The organism is Acinetobacter sp. 3657 (assembly GCF_031456775.1).
Classification (GTDB): domain Bacteria; phylum Pseudomonadota; class Gammaproteobacteria; order Pseudomonadales; family Moraxellaceae; genus Acinetobacter.
The window spans coordinates 223863-242114 of the sequence record NZ_JAVDVH010000004.1; the positions used below are offsets into that span (position 1 = coordinate 223863).

The 18252-nt window shown below is 39.3% G+C and carries 15 protein-coding genes; 7 read left to right on the forward strand and 8 right to left on the reverse strand.

Translation table 11 applies throughout. The features are described 5' to 3' along the window. Positions 1-75 precede the first annotated feature (75 nt). The 3 genes from J2Y37_RS06925 to J2Y37_RS06935 all read right to left on the reverse strand — a co-directional run bounded on the left by J2Y37_RS06925 (position 76) and on the right by J2Y37_RS06935 (position 4432). Positions 76-1395, reverse strand: a complete 1320-nt coding sequence (locus J2Y37_RS06925) for an NCS2 family permease (protein WP_004670603.1) — start codon at positions 1393-1395, stop codon at positions 76-78. A gap of 325 nt (positions 1396-1720) precedes the next feature. Then, positions 1721-2014, reverse strand: coding sequence for a hypothetical protein (locus tag J2Y37_RS06930; protein ID WP_349032327.1), 294 nt, complete (start codon positions 2012-2014; stop codon positions 1721-1723). Between the two features lie 219 nt (positions 2015-2233). After that, the gene (locus J2Y37_RS06935) at positions 2234-4432 is read right to left on the reverse strand and encodes a TonB-dependent siderophore receptor (protein WP_349032328.1); all 2199 of its coding nucleotides are present in this window, start codon (positions 4430-4432) and stop codon (positions 2234-2236) included. A gap of 319 nt (positions 4433-4751) precedes the next feature. Between J2Y37_RS06935 and J2Y37_RS06940 the strand changes: the two genes are divergently transcribed. The 3 genes from J2Y37_RS06940 (at position 4752) to J2Y37_RS06950 (ending at position 7701) form a co-directional block, all read left to right on the forward strand. Continuing rightward, on the forward strand, positions 4752-5021 hold the full coding sequence (locus J2Y37_RS06940) for a hypothetical protein (protein ID WP_349032329.1): 270 nt from the start codon (positions 4752-4754) through the stop codon (positions 5019-5021). 179 nt (positions 5022-5200) lie between these two features. Beyond that, entirely contained in the window at positions 5201-7261 is a 2061-nt protein-coding gene (locus J2Y37_RS06945) for a TonB-dependent receptor (RefSeq protein WP_349032330.1), read from the forward strand. Between the two features lie 218 nt (positions 7262-7479). Next, the gene (locus tag J2Y37_RS06950) at positions 7480-7701 is read left to right on the forward strand and encodes a DUF6500 family protein (RefSeq protein ID WP_005197569.1); all 222 of its coding nucleotides are present in this window, start codon (positions 7480-7482) and stop codon (positions 7699-7701) included. A gap of 17 nt (positions 7702-7718) precedes the next feature. Here J2Y37_RS06950 and J2Y37_RS06955 read toward each other — a convergent pair whose 3' ends face one another. From J2Y37_RS06955 to J2Y37_RS06965, 3 genes are read right to left on the reverse strand one after another with little or no spacing between them, the layout of a single operon-like run. Beyond that, a complete protein-coding gene (locus tag J2Y37_RS06955) occupies positions 7719-9194 on the reverse strand; it encodes a sulfite reductase subunit alpha (RefSeq protein WP_349032331.1) in 1476 nt (491 codons plus the stop codon). 10 nt (positions 9195-9204) lie between these two features. Continuing rightward, the gene (locus J2Y37_RS06960) at positions 9205-9795 is read right to left on the reverse strand and encodes a PepSY-associated TM helix domain-containing protein (protein WP_004670596.1); all 591 of its coding nucleotides are present in this window, start codon (positions 9793-9795) and stop codon (positions 9205-9207) included. 34 nt (positions 9796-9829) lie between these two features. After that, the gene (locus tag J2Y37_RS06965; RefSeq protein WP_349032332.1) at positions 9830-11401 is read right to left on the reverse strand and encodes a DUF2271 domain-containing protein; all 1572 of its coding nucleotides are present in this window, start codon (positions 11399-11401) and stop codon (positions 9830-9832) included. Positions 11402-11498: 97 nt separating this feature from the next. Between J2Y37_RS06965 and J2Y37_RS06970 the strand changes: the two genes are divergently transcribed. From J2Y37_RS06970 to J2Y37_RS06985, 4 genes are all read left to right on the forward strand, one after another. Next, the gene (locus J2Y37_RS06970; RefSeq protein ID WP_349032333.1) at positions 11499-12377 is read left to right on the forward strand and encodes a DUF4198 domain-containing protein; all 879 of its coding nucleotides are present in this window, start codon (positions 11499-11501) and stop codon (positions 12375-12377) included. A 115-nt stretch (positions 12378-12492) separates the two neighbouring features. Continuing rightward, positions 12493-13494: an AraC family transcriptional regulator gene (locus tag J2Y37_RS06975; RefSeq protein ID WP_349032334.1), complete on the forward strand. Its 1002-nt coding sequence runs from the start codon at positions 12493-12495 to the stop codon at positions 13492-13494. A 95-nt stretch (positions 13495-13589) separates the two neighbouring features. After that, positions 13590-14213 carry a sterol desaturase family protein gene (locus J2Y37_RS06980; RefSeq protein ID WP_349032335.1) on the forward strand — a complete coding sequence of 208 codons (624 nt, stop codon included), beginning with the start codon at positions 13590-13592 and terminating at the stop codon, positions 14211-14213. Positions 14214-14348: 135 nt separating this feature from the next. Next, a complete protein-coding gene (locus tag J2Y37_RS06985) occupies positions 14349-15794 on the forward strand; it encodes a hypothetical protein (protein ID WP_349032336.1) in 1446 nt (481 codons plus the stop codon). Between the two features lie 66 nt (positions 15795-15860). On the opposite strand, the gene J2Y37_RS06990 is transcribed toward J2Y37_RS06985, so the two are convergent. Both J2Y37_RS06990 and mnmG read right to left on the reverse strand, forming a co-directional pair. Then, the gene (locus tag J2Y37_RS06990) at positions 15861-16193 is read right to left on the reverse strand and encodes a multidrug efflux SMR transporter (RefSeq protein ID WP_349032337.1); all 333 of its coding nucleotides are present in this window, start codon (positions 16191-16193) and stop codon (positions 15861-15863) included. Positions 16194-16304: 111 nt separating this feature from the next. After that, positions 16305-18185, reverse strand: coding sequence for a tRNA uridine-5-carboxymethylaminomethyl(34) synthesis enzyme MnmG (mnmG, locus tag J2Y37_RS06995; RefSeq protein WP_349032338.1), 1881 nt, complete (start codon positions 18183-18185; stop codon positions 16305-16307). Positions 18186-18252 lie beyond the last annotated feature (67 nt).

Here is an 18252-nt window from a genome sequence, read left to right on the forward strand (position 1 = left end):
CTTTTTTATGATTCTCTTTGAAGGATGAGCTGCAATGAAAACAGCTCAAAAAGAGAATGTAAAAAAATACTAAGCTTAACCGCCAAACACCGCAAACTTAAATACCCAAAGCGCAGCGATAATCCAAACCATATAAGGTACTGTTTTCGCCTTGCCCGTAAGTAGTTTCACCAACGCATAACTAATAAAGCCCATTGCAATCCCATCCGCGATTGAATAGGTAAATGGCATAAATACGATGGTTAAAAATGCTGGAACAGCCTCAGTAATATCATCCCAATCGATATGAGTAATACCCTGAATCATTAATACGCCAATAAATAACAATGCAGGTGCGGTCGCAAAACCTGGTACAGATTGCGCAAGCGGTGCTAGAAATAAACATCCAACAAATAATACCGCAACCACGACAGCCGTTAAACCTGTACGACCACCTGCAGCAACGCCAGAAGCAGATTCGATATAAGGGGTAGTTGAAGATGTCCCCAATGCAGCACCTGCAACAATCGCAGACGAATCAGCAAACAATGCCTTTTTCAGACGCGGTAACTTACCATCTTTCAATAAACCAGCGCGATGAGAAACCCCCACCAAAGTTCCCGTACTGTCAAATAGATCGACAATGAAAAATACGAAAATAACGCCGATCATGCTGGCAGTAAACAAGCCCTCAAAGTCCATTTGCATGAATGTCGGCGCTAGAGATGGAACTTGACCAACAACACCTTTAAATTCATTTAGGCCCAAAGCAGTGGCTATCGCAGTGATCACTAAAATACTGATAATGATCGCACCACGAATTTTGAACTGGTGTAATACCACAATCATTAAAAAGCCAAATAAAGCCAACAATACAGAGGGTTGTTTAATATCACCTAAAGCCACCAAAGTTGCTGGATTATCAACAATAATACCTGCATTTTTTAGCGCGATTAAGGCAAGGAATAAACCAATACCGCCACCAATCGCTAACTTGAGTGACATCGGGATCGCGTTCACAATCGCTTCCCGAATCTTCATAAAGCTAATTGCTAAGAATACGATCCCCGAAATAAACACCGCTGCTAAAGCAGTTTCCCAAGGAACGCCCATACCTAAACAAACAGAATAGGTAAAATAAGCATTCAACCCCATACCTGGTGCGAGCGCAATTGGATAGTTTGCAATCAACCCCATCACTAAACAGCCAATTGCAGCAGCCAAACAGGTAGCAACAAATACGGCACCATGATCCATTCCTGTTTCAGAAAGAATCATTGGATTTACAATAATGATGTAACACATGGTCAAAAATGTAGTTACACCTGCTAGAACTTCTGTTCTAAAGTTGGTTTTGTTTTCACTTAGTTTGAATAAGCGTTCTAACAAACCAGCCGAAGCATTAGGCATTGCCATAATAGCACCTGTTAAAATCTAGGATCGTAGGAGATGAAATCTATACCTTTGTGTTTCAAATATTTTTTGAATTTAAACCAAAAGGTATACAAAGCTAAAAGCAATCTATATGCCAGCTTGATACGTGTTACATCTAAAACTTGGATAAATCGAATTCCGCAATTAAAAATATAAAAAGCTGCATAACAAATATGCAGCTTTTTATTTAATGGTAAATATTTTAACAGATTCTATCGAAAACTTGCGAATCGAAAATTAAAAAAATATTTGATCACAAGCTAAAATGCATCAAATTGGACCGTCTAAGCATCATGATATTTAGACATCAATGACTCTGTTTCAGTGTGGGTAAATTTGTATGTGGGCTATGCTGAATTTCATTCAAACTATGCTCAGCATCATGAACAATTTTCATAAGCTCTTGGCGTTTTTTTGTTTGGGCATCTACATGTGTTGAATAGCCCAAGATACCGATAGAAAATATAAGTAATAGTATAAGTACGATCTTCATTATTATTATCTCTGCTTCACCGTTTTCTTTAACATTAGCAAAGAATGTGAAATATTCTACTTTTTTAAGGATAAATGGCGAAATAAACGTAATTACAATGTAATTCACCACATCGTGTTTTTAACTTTTAATTATGCTTTTAAAAATAAGAAACTTAATGTGTAATTTATATATTTAGTCTTTTCAACAACATATAGTGGAAATTCTTTAGCACCTCAATTTAAGTGAATAATACCCGATGTCTTCCCCTACTTATACGCTGTTACATATTAAAAAGAGCAGCTTTGCTTAAGCAAAACCGCTCTTTAATAGCATTAAATTAACTTATTAGAACTGGTAATTTAAACGCACCAAGAAGTTGCGAGGTGTTCCCGGCATTGTGTTCGATCTCCAATACACTTTATCTGTAAGATTACTCACAGCTAAAGTTGCACCCCAATGCTCACCTTTGTAACCAACCGCAGCATCTAAACGCATCCAACCATCAAGTTTTGTATCTGGGTTATTGGAAATATTGGTATAGAGAGAGCCATTATATGTCGTACCAACTTCAGTATAGATATTCTCTACAGGCAAATAGCGAATAAACAAATTACCTGTATTTTTCGCCACATTGGCTAGGTAATGACCAGTATTAGCAGATTTAGGATCCTTATCATCTTTTACTTTTGCATCTGTATATCCATAGCCACCGCGAATAAACACATTATCCAGTACACGACCAATAAAGCTAAACTCTGCACCCTTAGATTGATGCTCGCCGCCAACAGCATACACCGATGGATGCTTATCTGCATCAGGACGGTAACGAATGTTTTTCTTACGGATATCAAATACCGAGAATTGTGTGTTTAGACGGTTATTCAACCAATCACTTTTTACACCAATTTCATATTGCTCATTATATTGCGGTTCAGCATTGAATACTGTTAAGTCAACGCCCCCACTTGTAAATGGCGAAACTCCAACACTTCCCCCAAATGGGGCAAAACTCTTACTATAAGAAGTATAAAAACTTTGATTATCAACTGGCTGCCAAACAAAACCAACATTCGGACTAAATGTTTCAGCATTAATTTTTACAGAATCACCGTATGTTTCAGATCCTGTAAAAGTATCACGAGTTTTCACCTCATATTGGTCATATCGTGCCCCCAGCATCATCTTTAATGTCGGTGTTAACGAGATAAGATCCTGTACAAAAAATGCCAAACTATCATTATTTTGATGGGTATAAGATGTCTCTTGTGGTCGGCCTTTGCTACGATCAAATGAAGTTATATAATCTTTTGAGTTATAAGGATTAATTAATTGATAGTGCAATCCAGCTTTATCTTGACTTGAATAATTACCTAACTTCGGCTCACGATCTTCATGTGACCAATCAGCCCCCACCATTACCTGATGTTCTAATTTACCCGTATTAAACTTGCCCGTAATATCAAAGGTATTTGTCGTGGTCTTATTCATGGTTTCTTGCCAAGCATACGATTGCTTGATATAGCCAGGTTTACACCCTTTCGTATCATCAGTACAATAACTTCCGCCAAAGAAATTATCGAAATCTTGATTAGCTTGACGATAGCTCAATGCCCAATGAAATTTCCAATCTGGTGCAAATTCATATTTTAGATCGGTACGTACCGTTTGTAATTCATCAACGATAAAATCTGATGCTGTTGCAAAGCCTGTTTCTCTTAAAATATTTTCAGGGAAACGACTTAATACCGAAAATGATGGACCACGATCAGGAATACGATCTAATTTGTCATAGGTATACTCTGTAGTCCATAACAACTTCTCATCATCACTGCGATAAGTCACACTGGGTGAAAACATAGATTGTTTTGTGCCAATACCTGAACGGAAGCTATTGGTATCAGATTTTTCACCAACTAAACGCACCGCCCAATTATCATTCACCACTTGATTGATATCTAAGGTTCCCCCAATATTGTCATAAGAACCGCCAAAGATACCCACCGAACTTTTAGAGTCAAAATTGGCGAACTTAGTCACCATATTTACTACACCGCCACCTGCTCCACGCCCATACAACACAGAAGCTGGGCCTTTTAGAATCTCAATACGTTCTACATTGGCAGTACTACGACGAACTTGCCCCCCTTCGCGCACACCATTCCGGTAGATATCACTAGTATCAGCACTGAATCCACGAATCATAATACCGTCACCGCGAGTATCATATGTCGTTGATACACCTGGCGTACCTTGAAGCATCACGCTTAAATCATTTGCACCATAGATTTTATATTTTTGCACATCGATCGTATCAATGGTTTGAGGAATATCTTTCTTCTTTAACCCGTTACGTGTCACACTTGCCTGATCATAATCAATATAGCTTTTGATCGGATCTAGTTCGCTCATCGCCTCAATTTTAATGGTCGGCATCACCGCAGTTTGTTCATTTGCAATTGCATATTGCACTTGCAGCATCATCATACTGAGCAAAGTAAACTTAAAAATAGGCTTTTGATACAAGCCTAAATGTGAAGATTTCATAAAAATTCCAAAAAACAGTTCAGACGAAAAATTAAAAAAATAAAGATTAAAAAAACGATACAATTTTAATAAAAATAATTCTCATTTTCACCAACTTTCGTATTAATTTTCAATCTATGGGTTATTTTTCACCCATTAAAGATTAAAAATCCCATGAACACTAAAAGACTAGATTTGTATTTTTATGTTTATTGATGTTTTCTAGTTTAAAAAATTTGCTAAAGTGATTTGGTCTAGATCACTCCATTGCTTATTTCAATAAAAGACATGTGATAAGACATTGATAAAATAAAAATATCTATTATTAAGGAATTATAAAATGACCAATAATCAAAATGATCCATCTCAATCGAATGAAGATTTACAACCCACAGATCAGGCTGAAGCCTTTCAAGGCAATATCCATTTTGGTGGATGGGGAGAATTTAATCCTCCACCCAAAGTTAGTAAAGAAGAATTGGAATACATTAAAGAAAAGCATTTATTAGAAGAACACACGCGTACACCACCACCAACCCCACTCGAACAACTCAAACATTTAGGAAAAGAGGTTTTATCTGGCGGGCGTGATCTTACAGATGATGATTAAAACTTAACTATTTATTTCTAATTAATATTGGTTGGGGTGCATTTTATGTACTCCAACTTTTTTATGCCTGTAAAATTGAGAAATTCAAATGCTTATCCATCCAATATTCCATTTTTCTACACAATCTTACATTAAGCTACACAAATCAATTTGATCTGTTCTTCTTTGGGGTATTGGAAATGAAACATCCACGCGATTATGGAAAATTGAGTGTTCTCAGTTCTGCACTAATTGGTATGAGTTCCCCACTTTTTGCAAATGATGTTGATCCCTCTGCGACTCCCGTTGAAGCAGCAACTCACGTACTGCCAACCCTGCGCATCAACGCCACTGTAGATCCCCAAAAACAACAAGACGATGATATAAGTGCAGTTCCCAAAACCATTATCAGTCGTGAAGAAATGCTCCAATATGGCGATCAATCTGTGATAGATGCTTTACGTCGAGCAGCGGGCTTTCAACTCCCTACAGGACACGGTCCTCGCGGTGGCGGTGGTGCTTCTGGTATGCGTTTTCGTGGGGGTGGTGCGCCAACATTTTTGATTAATGGTGAACCTGTACAAGGCGGACCACGTGGTGGTATGTCAGTTATTGACACGATTACGCCTGAAATGATTGAGCGTATCGAGGTTATAAAGCAACCAAGTGTGGCTCAATCTTCAGTCGCCTCTTCAGCGGTCATTAATATTATTTTAAAAGAACCTCTGAATACGCGCTTAAATGGTACGGTCAAGCTAGGTTATGGTCTGCGCGACAGTGGTCAGCAACAATCTGAACGAAAGCAGATCAATATCCAAGCAGATGGTCGTGAAAACCAGTGGTCTTATAGTTTCTCTGCCAATCAAATGTGGATCGATAATACTTCAGTTTCAAAAATCGAATCTGAAACAGGAACTCGTGAAAACCTACGTACGATAAATCGCAGCATGCAAATGTTTTCGCCTCGTCTACAATATGATCTCGATGACCAACAAAAAATCATTGCCGAGTTATTTTATCGCAACATCAAAATGCAAGGATACTCAGCAAATCAAACCCAAGATGATAAAAATGACAGTATCCGCCTAAATACCCGCTATGAACGTAAAGATAAAGAGTTCAGTGATAAAATCCGCTTCTCAGTAGAACGCCAAACAGAAACTCAGCTAACTCGCTCCACTCAAAGCCGCATTTATACGGATGAAACCATACATGAATATGGTCTGGCTTATGATGGCTTAAGAAAACTGGATGCAAATCGTCAAATCAAATTTGGCTTGGATTCACGTTTTAATGAACTCGATAGCAATGTCAGCCCAAGCCTAGATGAACAACGTTATGCAGTTTATGGCGAAGGAAGCTGGCGGATGACTGATCGTCAAACGATTACCTTAGGCGCAAGGCAAGAATGGTTAAATCGTTCAGGTTTGGTTGATTATCAAGATCAACATTTAAGTCCTGTAATTGCTTATCGCTTGAGCCTCAATGATCAGTGGTCAATTCAAACCAATTTAAGTCAGGCTTTCCGTAGCCCCAAATCAGACCGTTTGATTCCTACCGTCACTGTTTCGACAGATAGTGATGCAGGCTCATTAAACAACCCTGATCGTGGTGGCAATCCAAATCTCAAAGCAGAAAAAGTACGCGCCGTTGAATCAACGCTTGCTTATGATTCTGCCAGTGGCGGTGTGAGCTTAACGGCGTACCATCGTCAAATTAAAGACTATATCGAAAAAGTCATTGCGCTGGAAAATACTCGCTATGTCGAGCGTCCACAAAACCAAGATGAGGTCACCACCTATGGTGCTGAGCTTTCTGCTCGTTATGCCCTAAAACAAACTGAAGCAGGTCATGCACTTATGCTCAACGGGCAAATCTCCACCATCCGCGCCAAAATTGAAGATGGGCAACACAAAGAGCGTCTCGTCAGTGATGTGGCACCATACAACGCCAGCGCAGGTTTATCGCATAGTTTCAAACCTTGGCAAGTTTCGAGCAGCTTCAATATCAGCTACACACCAGAATTTACACGCGCTTTAGATGGTCAACCTTATGATCGAACGACCAATCAACGTTTTAGCCTGAATCTCAGTGCAACCAAACGCTTTACAGAGGGTTGGGCAGCCAGTTTAAACCTAAATAACGTACTCAGCACAGATGCTAAAGAACGTTTAACTCATCAATCTGATGGTCGTCTCTATCAAGCTAGAACCAATGAGAGTGTTCCTAGCTATCAATTCACACTCGAAAAGAAGTTTTAATATTCCTAGGGTCTATTGACATAAACCGAACACCGTCTCATAAAAAGCCAATGAGCTTTGTCGTTGGCTTTTTTCTTGCTACTTATATTGAAGAAATAGATAGGATGTGTATTTATCTTATGGAAAATAAACAATAGCTGAATGATCGTTTGCAGCATGACTGTTATTATGTACAAATACAGTTGAAATTTAATGCATTAACAAACCAAAGAGAAAAAATGAGAGCTGAACTTAAAACGCGAATCCTGAAAATTTGTGATGAAAAAATTGAGAAAAAAGGCAGTAATGTTGGGCTATCTTTCTATGCTTTTTTCGCCAATAAAAATGATGACCCTGAACGCTTGATGGAAGCAGCGCATTGGTGGATTATGGAACATAAATTAGATCATTTTGAGAAAGCCACAAAAATCAAAGCGCTGATCTCTGAGCAAACGCCTTAAAGTCTAAAGGATAATCTTTAATAAACATCACGCAAATAACGCTGTTCCCGTTTAAGTTGTTGCAACTGCTCAGTACCCAGAAGTTCTTCGAGCACTTGATCTACACCGCTTGCCATCCCTTTTAAACTACCGCAGACGTAGATCAGCGCTCCCTGTGCTATCCACTCTTGTAAACGAGATGATTGTTGCCTTAAACGATCTTGCGCATAGATTTTTTCTGTCTGATCACGCGAAAAGGCATAATCCACGTGTGGCAAGTAACCATGCTGCTGCCAGTACGCAATCTCCGTCTGATATAAATGATCAAATTGCTGTTGTCTTTCACCAAAAATGAGCCAGTTTTTCTTGTAACCCCAGTGTTCTCTTTGACGCAAATGCGCAACTAAACCAGCGATACCCGTACCATTGCCAATCAAAATTATGGGCTTTTCATCCTGCTGTAAATGGAAACTAGGGTTATTTCGTATCGATGCGTGAACAGGTTGATTTTGTTCCAGTCCAACCGTTAACCAGCCAGAACCTAAGCCCAAACCTGTTTCAGTTTGTTGTTGTCTCACCACCAATTCAACTAAACCTTGTTCAGGTAAACTTGCAATTGAATACTCACGCTTGGGCAATACTTCGAATTGTGCAATCCACTCTAGCAACGAAAGGCCTGTTCGCGTAGGAGGTTTTCTTAAATTTAATCTTCCTAGTTTGGCGACCAAATCATCTGAGTATTCCTGTCGCTGAGTGTCTAAAAAATGTTGAATCTCGGTGATGTCATTTTCACATTGGATTTCCAAAATATCACCCGATGACCAAGATATATCCCGATCAGCAATCAATTGAACTTTATAAATTGCTTCACCAACAGTTCCCGTATTTAGACATTGCCGATGGGCAAATTTGAAGGCAAGCATTTCTTTATCAAGTGGTATCGAGGTAAACGTGGTTGAGGTGAGTTGCTCTAAACCAATTAACCATTGTTCTAGATCATCGCTATTGAGTTGATCTACCAATACGGTAGGAAATAATGCTTGTGCATTATGCTGTAATAGCCATTGTTCTATTCTCTGCCCAAACTGACAAAAATTCGAATAGCGTTTATCTCCAAATGCCAAAACTGCAAAAGACAAATGCGATAGATCTAAGGACTGATTCAGAATTTTATGCACAAAATTTTGTGCAGTATCTGGTGCATCACCCTCGCCATAAGTGCTCACCACCCACAATATCGTACTCGGCTGTTGCAAGTGTTGCTGGTTGAGTTGTTGGATATCCAGCAACTCAACTTTTTCTTCATGAATGATTTTTAATTGTTCAGCGGTATGTTTTGCCCAAGCCTCAGCTTGTCCAGTTTGACTAGCATAAACCACCAAATATTGTTGTGCATTGATGTCAGTATCAATACGTTGGCTAAACTGCCGCCAAAATAAATAAATGATAATAAATATATGCACTAACAATAAAAACAGTAATGCACAAATCACCAAAAATAATGGCTGAGTCATATTGCGCCCCTTAAACCGCTGACCAGATCAGGAGGGTAATCAGTGCTAAACTCACCGCTGTAAGCGTCAGATGTGTCAATAATCGGGTTTTTAAGGTTAAAAACAGGATATATCCAGCCAATGACAACAACACGATGATCACCGCACTGATGTCAATTAACCAGCTCCAACCCGCGCCTACATTCTTACCGCGATGTAAATCATTTAACAATGAAACAGTAGATGCTGGCTTCATCGTGATCTCAGCTTCGGCAGTATCCAATAGCACCCAAATATCAGTTGAACCCGCAGGACTATCGAGACGAATCATCACTTCTCCGTCTAATATTTCACTGCTTTGATATCTCCCAACCAAAGACTGTTGTTGGCGTAAATAATCCAAAAGCGTTTGCGTTGGGTTTTCTTGCTCCGCAACCGTCCGCATTAACTGTTCAGGTAAAATAATGGTGTTACTTTGTTCCTGTTGTGCTGGTTTAAACCACTCTGGATGATTTAATAACAAACCCGTAACGGAGAAGAAAATAAGCGCAATAAAGGCAAATGCGGAGAGCCAACCATGCACATAACGTGCATGGCGGTAAAAATCACGGCGTTGATACAAGAGACAAGCCCCATTGATTTAGTGGTGAATAGATTTAAGCACCACGTTGGAAATTCAGTTTAAGCGTACCAATTTCAGTTTGAGCTGGTAGTGTTTTGTTCACTGCTTTTGGTGCAACATCCAATTCAAAAGTTTGATAAGAACGATCACCATGTTCGCGTGAGGTTTCGATGTGAATCACATATTGTCCAGCCTTCACCACTTTTCCTTGATCATCTTTACCATCCCAAGCCAAACGGTATTGTCCTGGTTGACGTGATGGTTTTGCGACTGCGTCAAGGTTTGTCATTTGGCGACCATAACGACGCCACCACACATAATTGGAGTTGATCCATTTTTCATCATTGCCCCATACTGCAAGCGTACGAACCAATTTTTTCTCGGTATCTGTCACCCAAATCGAAACATAAGGCGCTCGATATTTCTCAACCGCGAGCTTAGGAATATTCACCTCTAACTGCGCTTGATAACCTTTTGGCCAAGCAGTCGCCTCACCGCTTGAAGCAACATGACGCATCACTGCTGGTTGATTTGCATCTAACAAAGATGACCAGCCTGTACTTTGATAATGTGTACCATCACGCGTTACAAGCTGTGCCTCATAACCGACCAACTGCTCAATCAACTGCATGCCGTCAAGTGGGGTCATTGCCGTCAATGCCGTAGCTAAGGCATCTGCATCCGCTGCACACTGTCCGACAACAACACATTGTTCGACCTGCTGCACGGGCATACCTGTTTGCGGATTGACTAAGTGAGACTGTCCCGCAAGTTGGCGATAGCCTTGACCACTAAACGCGACCGCTTGATCTTTAATATTTAGAATTTGCGCGGGTGCTGCATTATCAAAATGTTCATTTGGATCTTGTATACCAATTTTCCAACCTGTTTGGTTTGGCGATTGTCCCCAAACACGCATATCTCCACCAATATCAATCAAGATACCTTGTAAATGTGGCACTGCTTGCTTCGCCGCAATTAAAGCGCGGTCGATCACATAACCTTTGGCATAAGCATCTGGAACGATTTTGATCGCTGAACTTGTTGTGATTTGCTTGGTTTGTGAATTTAATTCGATACTTTGTGTTTTAAGTTGCTGTAGCAAGGTTTCTTGCGTATCGAGATCGAGACGCTGTACATCATTACTCTGCTCCCAAAGTTGGATCAACTGCCCTAAGCGTGCATCAAAACCACCACAGGTTGCACTACGCCATTGCTCACAAGCAGCAATCACATCATAAAGTTCGGATGAAGCAGAAATAGTTTGCTCACGATTTAATTGGCTAATTTCACTATCATCACGCCACACCGATAAAATTTGATCGAGTCGAGCAATTTCTGCTTGAATGGCTTGCAAAGCTTTTTCAGCATCAGCTTGTTCCGATGTCGTCACGATCACATCCAATGACGTTCCTAAAACATGATCTTGGTGAAACTGATAGCTTGCAGCTTGTGCATCTGTAGCGATACTCGGTGGTGCGATTGCTGAATCAACTGTTGGTATAGTCGCCTGTACTGGAGAAGCCATTATTGCCATCGCGGCCATCAGTGGAGATAAACGAAAAACCAAATTGATTGGACGAAGTAATACAGCACCTGATGACATAACTTTAACTCCAAAATTTAGTAAAAATAATATTGCAATTGATACTCGTTATCAAGTAGATTGTTACAATCTTTTATTAATTTGTAAGCTGAGGTATATGATGCGTCATTTACTGACCATTTCGTTATTGTCTGTATTACCTATTTTAAGCCATGCTCATACAGCTAGCCCTTTTGTATTACCAGAAGTATTCGATAGTAAATCTGATAACGTCAGCTTCCAAAGCGGTATAACCATAGAAAAATTCTTTGTTCCTAGCCGTAATTTTAAAACCAGTTATCAAATAACAACACCGAATGGTCGCAATCAGCAAGTCAATGCAGCGGCAGAACTCAAAACATTTAATATCGCCGAATTTAGTCTTGATGGCGAAGGAACTTATCGTATTCGCACACAAAATGCGACAGGTAACCCAAGTAAATACGCATTGATTGATGGTCGTTGGTTACGTGTACGTCCGCCACGTCCTATGAATAATATGCCAACACCAACAACTGCCAATAATGAGCAAAAACCAGCGACTCAACAGCCACCTCGTTTCATTACTGAAGACAAAGTTCCAGCAAAAGCTAAAACAGCCCAAACAATCAATCATTATATTGCTGAAAGTTTCGTGACCAAGGGCAAACCAAGTCCTATTCCTACTGTGAGCAATAAAGGCTTTGAGCTTAAATTTATCACGCATCCAAATGAACTTTATGCAGGCGAAGCATTAAAAGCAGTCGTGTTAATGAATGGTAAACCTGTACCGAATGTTGAATTTGATATTTTCAAAGGTGCGAGCAATTACACCGCAAATGAAAGACGTGAACTTCCACATGTCAAAACCAATACAAAAGGCGAATTAGAAGTTAAATTGGAGCAAGCTGGTATTTATTTAATTACTGGCGTTTATCCTGAAGCAAATAGTGACAATACCAAACAACCAATCGCTGAAAGCTATACTTATAGCGTGACTGTAGAAGTAACTGAATAAGCACATCGGGTACTTACTGTAATTGTAAGTGCCCTTTCTTTTATTAGATCTTTTCCATTTCTATCCTAAAAAGAACAGCGTATATTATTTTAAAACTTATATTTACTTTGTTTATATGCTTTCTCGAAAAACCAGTGATGCAGGCATCTTTCTATGGATGGTTTATCAAACCATGCACAAGATGAACCTTGATGCGGCCGCTATCTTTGCCAGTGTTCACTTACCTGACCAACCGCCTGATAAATTCGTCCGTCGTGATAACGCTACTCAACAACGCTTTTGGCGCGCTGCGGAACATTTTAGCCAAGATAAGGATATTGGCTTACATGTTGGTAGCCATGTTCCACCCTTTCGTGGACAAGTGATTGAATATCTTTTTCTCAGTAGTCCAACCTTTGGTGAGGGATTACAACGCACTATTCGCTATCAAGCATTACTCACTGATGCGCTGTCTTTTAAACTCGAATACCATGACAATGAGATTGCGATCATTTCAGGTCTAAATCATCCTGTTAGACACTATTTAGAATGTGCGATAGGAATTTTGCTTACGTTCTTCAAATATATAAGTGAAGATGCTTTTACACCTTCTGAAATTTGGCTTCCTTACGATGAAGGTGCCAAGCTAGATGAATATAAAAAAATATGGGGGTGTAATGTCAGACTTGGGCAAACTGACGGCTGTATTTTCTTTGATGCGAAATTATTAGACCATCATTCGCCTGCTTATGAACCTGAGTTATTAAAAATCCATGAACACCATGCCGCCTCACAACTGGAGCTTTTACACAAACATCAACTTATTGATGAGATAGAAAAGATCTTGGCCAGCGGATTATTGGAATCGAGTGAGTTTGATCAAAACATTGTGGCGAGAAGATTAAACCGCAGCGCCCGCAGTTTAAGAGCGGATTTGCAACTTTTGAATACAACTTATGAAAAAGTAATTGCGCAATATCGTGAACGACTTGCTCGGCGCTTACTCTCTCAGACCCAAGAATCTATTGATCAAATCGTATATCTTACTGGATTCTCTGAACCATCTGCATTCTCAAGAGCTTTTAAACGTTGGACTGGTGAAACACCAACAGCCTATCGACTACGAAAACAACAATAAGTTGATTTAATCGGCAGATTATAACTGCCCGTTCAGTCAAAAAAAATCAGCGCTATGTTTCTAAAATCTGATCATGTTTTATGAGGTAAGCGAATATGATCGGTTTTCCAGTAGGTGTTTTTGTTGCGAATGGGATGGAATGGTATTTTCATAAGGTATGGCTACATGAATTTCCAAGCAAGAACAGAAATAGCCCCTTCTTTACTCATATTGCACATCACAAACGTGCTCGTTTAAATGGCTTTCATGATGAAGGCTATGCAGAATCGATGTTTAAAAATGCTGAGATTTATAATGAAAAAACAGCATTATATGGTTTAACCGCTGCTGCAACTATTTTTCTCCCTGTGGCTCCTTTCTTTACCGCTGGTTTGTATTATGGGATTTGGAACTACTGGAAAGTTCATGCAAAATCACATTTAGACCCAGAATATGCAAAAAAGCGTATTCCTTGGCACTATGACCACCACATGACCAGTAATCAAAATGCTAACTGGTGTGTCACGCGACCTTGGTTTGATTACATCATGGGAACACGCGTGATGACCGATGCTTCAACCACAGAAACGAATCCTCTTGCGATGAAAATGCCTATTTGGTTAGAGAAAAGGGTGAATAAAGCAGCACGCCGTATACTCCCTAAAGCCTATGCGAAAATTGATGAAAATTCTAAACTTGACCAATTAAATTTACGTCGGGGAATTGAGGTGGCTTTATAAGTTTGCATTTATTCAAAAACAAAAGCCTAATTATTGATTAGGCTTTTTATTAAACTAATTCCATTAAATACTTCAAAACACCATCACTAATAGTTATTATTCAACTCTAAAAATAATCCTATGTAGAATATTAAAATGTTAAATGCAAAATCCTATGCCGCTCTTTTAGCTACATCACTACTACTTTCAGCTTGTGGGGGAAGTGATAGCGAGTATAAAGCAAACAATACAACTCACCCAGCAGCTTTTACAACAACATTTGAAAGTAATCTAACACTCCAAAAAGGTTCAGATCCAATCATTCAAATTGTAGGAAGAAGTAGCAATCAAGATGAAGATATAAATGCTTACGCTGTTACGCATCATTTTGACAAAGGTACTGCTTCAATTATATTTAGTTTTAATTTCGATAAAAATGATATAGCCAATACTCTACATGTTAATTACGACCCAATTCTAAAGAAAATATTGAACATTTCTATTGGGGAGAACTATCTCAATGAGAAAATTCAAAACCTATCGAAACCAAATCTTTTTGCTTGCTCAGAATCCTTTGCTTTTGACTCTTGTAAGAATATTGATATTAAATTTGATGAAAAAACGGGCTATAGTGAAATCAATTTCGTTAATACAAAACTATCAACCCCAAATATTACAAGTCTTTCTCCAATCAATAAAGATAATCAATCCGCAATTGAAAAAAGCGATATTTCTTTAAACGGAAAACTTTCTGGTTCCCTCTCAACTCCTCCACAAACTTTGCAAAATATAAGAAAAACCAGCCAATTGAATATTTCTGCAAACCAGCAAGCTATTTCTTTAATAGGAGCAATTTATGATCCAGAAACAAGTGCACTCTTTTTTAGTTCACATACTGATAACGGAATTGATGCGGATTTAAAATTAGGTGAGTTTACGACCTACATTAAAGACAATCTCGCTATAGCGTCTTCACTGCAAACAGAAGTATTGTATGGCTTCTCTGGTGCGTGTATGTCTTCGCTTCTCACACTCCCAGTTAAAGAACTCGGATCTATTCAGCCGACTGAAAATTCTAATGATATTACTTTAGCATTCAACCAAGCAGTATATAGCTATGAAAATAATGCACCATTATTTCCCAATATGCCTATTCCATCTGAATGCGCTAAGACCAATTTACAACTTGATGGCTCATTAAAAGTTAACAAACCATTCACTCAACTTCAAATAACACCTGTTTTAAAAAATGAGGATACTCTACACTCCGTCCAGCCTGCTTTATATTTTGATGTTAGCAATCACAATATACAAAAATTCGGAAATGATACAATCGACGTCAGCATCATTGATAATAAAATTAAGAAAATTGATTTCAAAGCAACAAGAAATAATCCCAATCCTAGTACAGGATTATTGTTAGAGGAAATACAATACAATTATGAATGTAATGCAACTCAATCATGCCAAGGGGTAAGCTATGACCCAAAAAACAACCAAGTAACCTTTAAAAATACGATGCTAACACTTAAAGGAACTCCTGCTGATGAAGTGAATAAAAACATTATTTTAAATGGTGTATTTGATTTTGCAGGGCGTTAATTTATATTAAGTAATATCACATTTCTAAAACCGAGCTACTTACTTTAGCTCGGTTTTTTTACTCAACTAATGCACACTGGTTTTCGATAACAAATTCAATATCAGTACACCACACATAATCAAGGCAATCCCCACAATGCCCCAAACATCTAGTTTTTGATCAAAGACGATCCAAGCCACAGCCGAGATGAGTACAATCCCCAACCCAGACCAAATCGCATATGCAATACCAACAGGAATCGTTTTTAAGGTTAAAGACAAACAATAAAATGCAATAATATAACCAAGCACGACAATAATTGAAGCAATCGGTTTAGTAAAACCCTCGCTACTTTTTAAAGCTGAAGTTGCAATCACTTCAGCAATAATTGCAATGAATAAAAACATCCAATTCTTCATTAATTTAGATACCTAGTCCAGTACACACGAAATAGTAAGACATGATACACAAAGAAAAACACCCTTTTTGGTAAAAGGGTGTTTTTAGGATTTATCTTATATGGCTGAACGTTACGCTGATTTCTTTGCCATATTATTTTTACGAATCGTGATCATAACCAACTGAACCGCGGCTGGAGTCACACCTGGAATACGATTGGCTTGCGCCAATGTTTCAGGACGAACGGTCTTTAATTTTTGAGTGATTTCACGAGATAAGCCCGACACAATATCATAATCAAAATCAACAGGAATCTTGGTTTCTTCCAAACGCTTCATTTGAGCAACGTCATCATGTTGGCGATTAATATAACCTTCATATTTCACAGCAATTTCGATCTGCTCACCCACATGTTGAGCAACATCCGAACCTGTCAATTCTGCGATTTGACTAAAATTAATATTTGGACGTTTCAACAAATCAATCGCACTACACTCTTTACTGAGATCTGCACCTGTCATTTCAACAAACTTTTTACCCATTGGGTTATTTGGTGCAGCCCATAAATGCTGTAAACGAGAGGTTTCACGCTCGACCGCTTCCATTTTTTCACTATAAGCAGCCCAACGTTCATCATCAACCAAACCAAGCTCACGACCAATCGGCGTTAAACGTTGATCGGCATTATCTTCACGCAACATCAAACGATATTCTGCACGTGAAGTAAACATACGGTACGGCTCTTTAGTACCTAAAGTGATGAGGTCATCGACCAATACGCCCATATAAGCTTGATCACGTTTTGGTGTCCATTCTTCTTGTTCCCAAGCACGGCGAGCAGCATTCAAACCAGCAAGTAAGCCTTGCGCACCCGCTTCTTCATAACCCGTTGTACCGTTAATTTGACCGGCAAAATACAAGTTCTGAATCGCTTTGGTTTCAAGCGTAAATTTAAGTGCTTGTGGATTGAAATAATCATATTCAATCGCATAACCCGGTCGTAAGATATGCGCATTTTCCATACCACGAATCGAACGAACCAAATTGAACTGCACATCAAATGGCAATGAAGTTGAGATCCCATTTGGATAAAGTTCATGGGTATCCAAGCCTTCAGGCTCTAGGAAAACTTGGTGCGAATCTTTATCTGCAAAACGATGAATTTTATCTTCAATCGATGGGCAATAACGCGGTCCAACACCTTCAATCACACCAGTATACATCGGCGAACGATCTAAACCACCACGAATAATCTCATGGGTTTTTTCACTTGTATGCGTGATATAACAATTCACTTGTTCTGGGTGCATCGACACATCACCCATAAATGACATCACAGGAGATGGAAAATCACCCGGTTGTGCGGTCATGACTGAGAAATCAACCGTACGCGCATCAATACGAGGTGGTGTGCCTGTTTTTAAGCGACCCACTGGTAATTTGAGTTCGCGTAAACGCTGAGCAAGGGCAATCGAAGGTGGATCACCCGCACGACCACCACTTGAGTTTTGTAAGCCAATATGGATGACACCACCCAAGAATGTTCCCGTCGTCAACACCACAGTTTTAGTGTCGAAACGAATGCCCATTTGGGTCACAACACCTTTAACCGTATCGCCTTCAACAATAAGATCATCTGCCGCTTGTTGGAAAATGTCTAAATTTGCTTGGTTTTCTAAGGTATGACGAATCGCAGCTTTAAAACGAACACGGTCAGCCTGCGCACGTGTAGCACGAACTGCAGCGCCTTTACGCGAATTTAAAATACGGAACTGAATACCACCTTTATCTGCCGCCAGTGCCATTGCACCACCGAGCGCATCGATTTCACGGACTAGATGTGATTTACCAATACCACCAATCGCAGGGTTACAGCTCATCTGCCCCAAAGTCTCAATATTATGCGTCAACAATAATGTTTGTCTTCCCATACGTGCAGCCGCAAGCGCCGCTTCCGTACCAGCGTGACCGCCACCAATTACGATAACGTCGTAAACTTTAGGATAGTGCATAGTGGTAAATGTGTATTCAAAAAATGACAGAGCATTATACAGGATTTTCCTTGTTATTTGACAAAAA

Excerpts from the sequence above, each read along its gene's own strand:
- J2Y37_RS06925 (WP_004670603.1), bottom strand. The coding sequence starts at position 1,395 with ATGGCAATGCCTAATGCTTCGGCTGGTTTGTTAGAACGCTTATTCAAA.
- J2Y37_RS06935 (WP_349032328.1), bottom strand. The coding sequence starts at position 4,432 with ATGAAATCTTCACATTTAGGCTTGTATCAAAAGCCTATTTTTAAGTTT.
- J2Y37_RS06940 (WP_349032329.1), top strand. The coding sequence starts at position 4,752 with ATGACCAATAATCAAAATGATCCATCTCAATCGAATGAAGATTTACAA.
- J2Y37_RS06945 (WP_349032330.1), top strand. The coding sequence starts at position 5,201 with ATGAAACATCCACGCGATTATGGAAAATTGAGTGTTCTCAGTTCTGCA.
- J2Y37_RS06950 (WP_005197569.1), top strand. The coding sequence starts at position 7,480 with ATGAGAGCTGAACTTAAAACGCGAATCCTGAAAATTTGTGATGAAAAA.
- J2Y37_RS06955 (WP_349032331.1), bottom strand. The coding sequence starts at position 9,194 with ATGACTCAGCCATTATTTTTGGTGATTTGTGCATTACTGTTTTTATTG.
- J2Y37_RS06965 (WP_349032332.1), bottom strand. The coding sequence starts at position 11,401 with ATGTCATCAGGTGCTGTATTACTTCGTCCAATCAATTTGGTTTTTCGT.
- J2Y37_RS06970 (WP_349032333.1), top strand. The coding sequence starts at position 11,499 with ATGATGCGTCATTTACTGACCATTTCGTTATTGTCTGTATTACCTATT.
- J2Y37_RS06975 (WP_349032334.1), top strand. The coding sequence starts at position 12,493 with ATGCTTTCTCGAAAAACCAGTGATGCAGGCATCTTTCTATGGATGGTT.
- J2Y37_RS06980 (WP_349032335.1), top strand. The coding sequence starts at position 13,590 with ATGATCGGTTTTCCAGTAGGTGTTTTTGTTGCGAATGGGATGGAATGG.
- J2Y37_RS06985 (WP_349032336.1), top strand. The coding sequence starts at position 14,349 with ATGTTAAATGCAAAATCCTATGCCGCTCTTTTAGCTACATCACTACTA.
- J2Y37_RS06990 (WP_349032337.1), bottom strand. The coding sequence starts at position 16,193 with ATGAAGAATTGGATGTTTTTATTCATTGCAATTATTGCTGAAGTGATT.
- mnmG (WP_349032338.1), bottom strand. The coding sequence starts at position 18,185 with ATGCACTATCCTAAAGTTTACGACGTTATCGTAATTGGTGGCGGTCAC.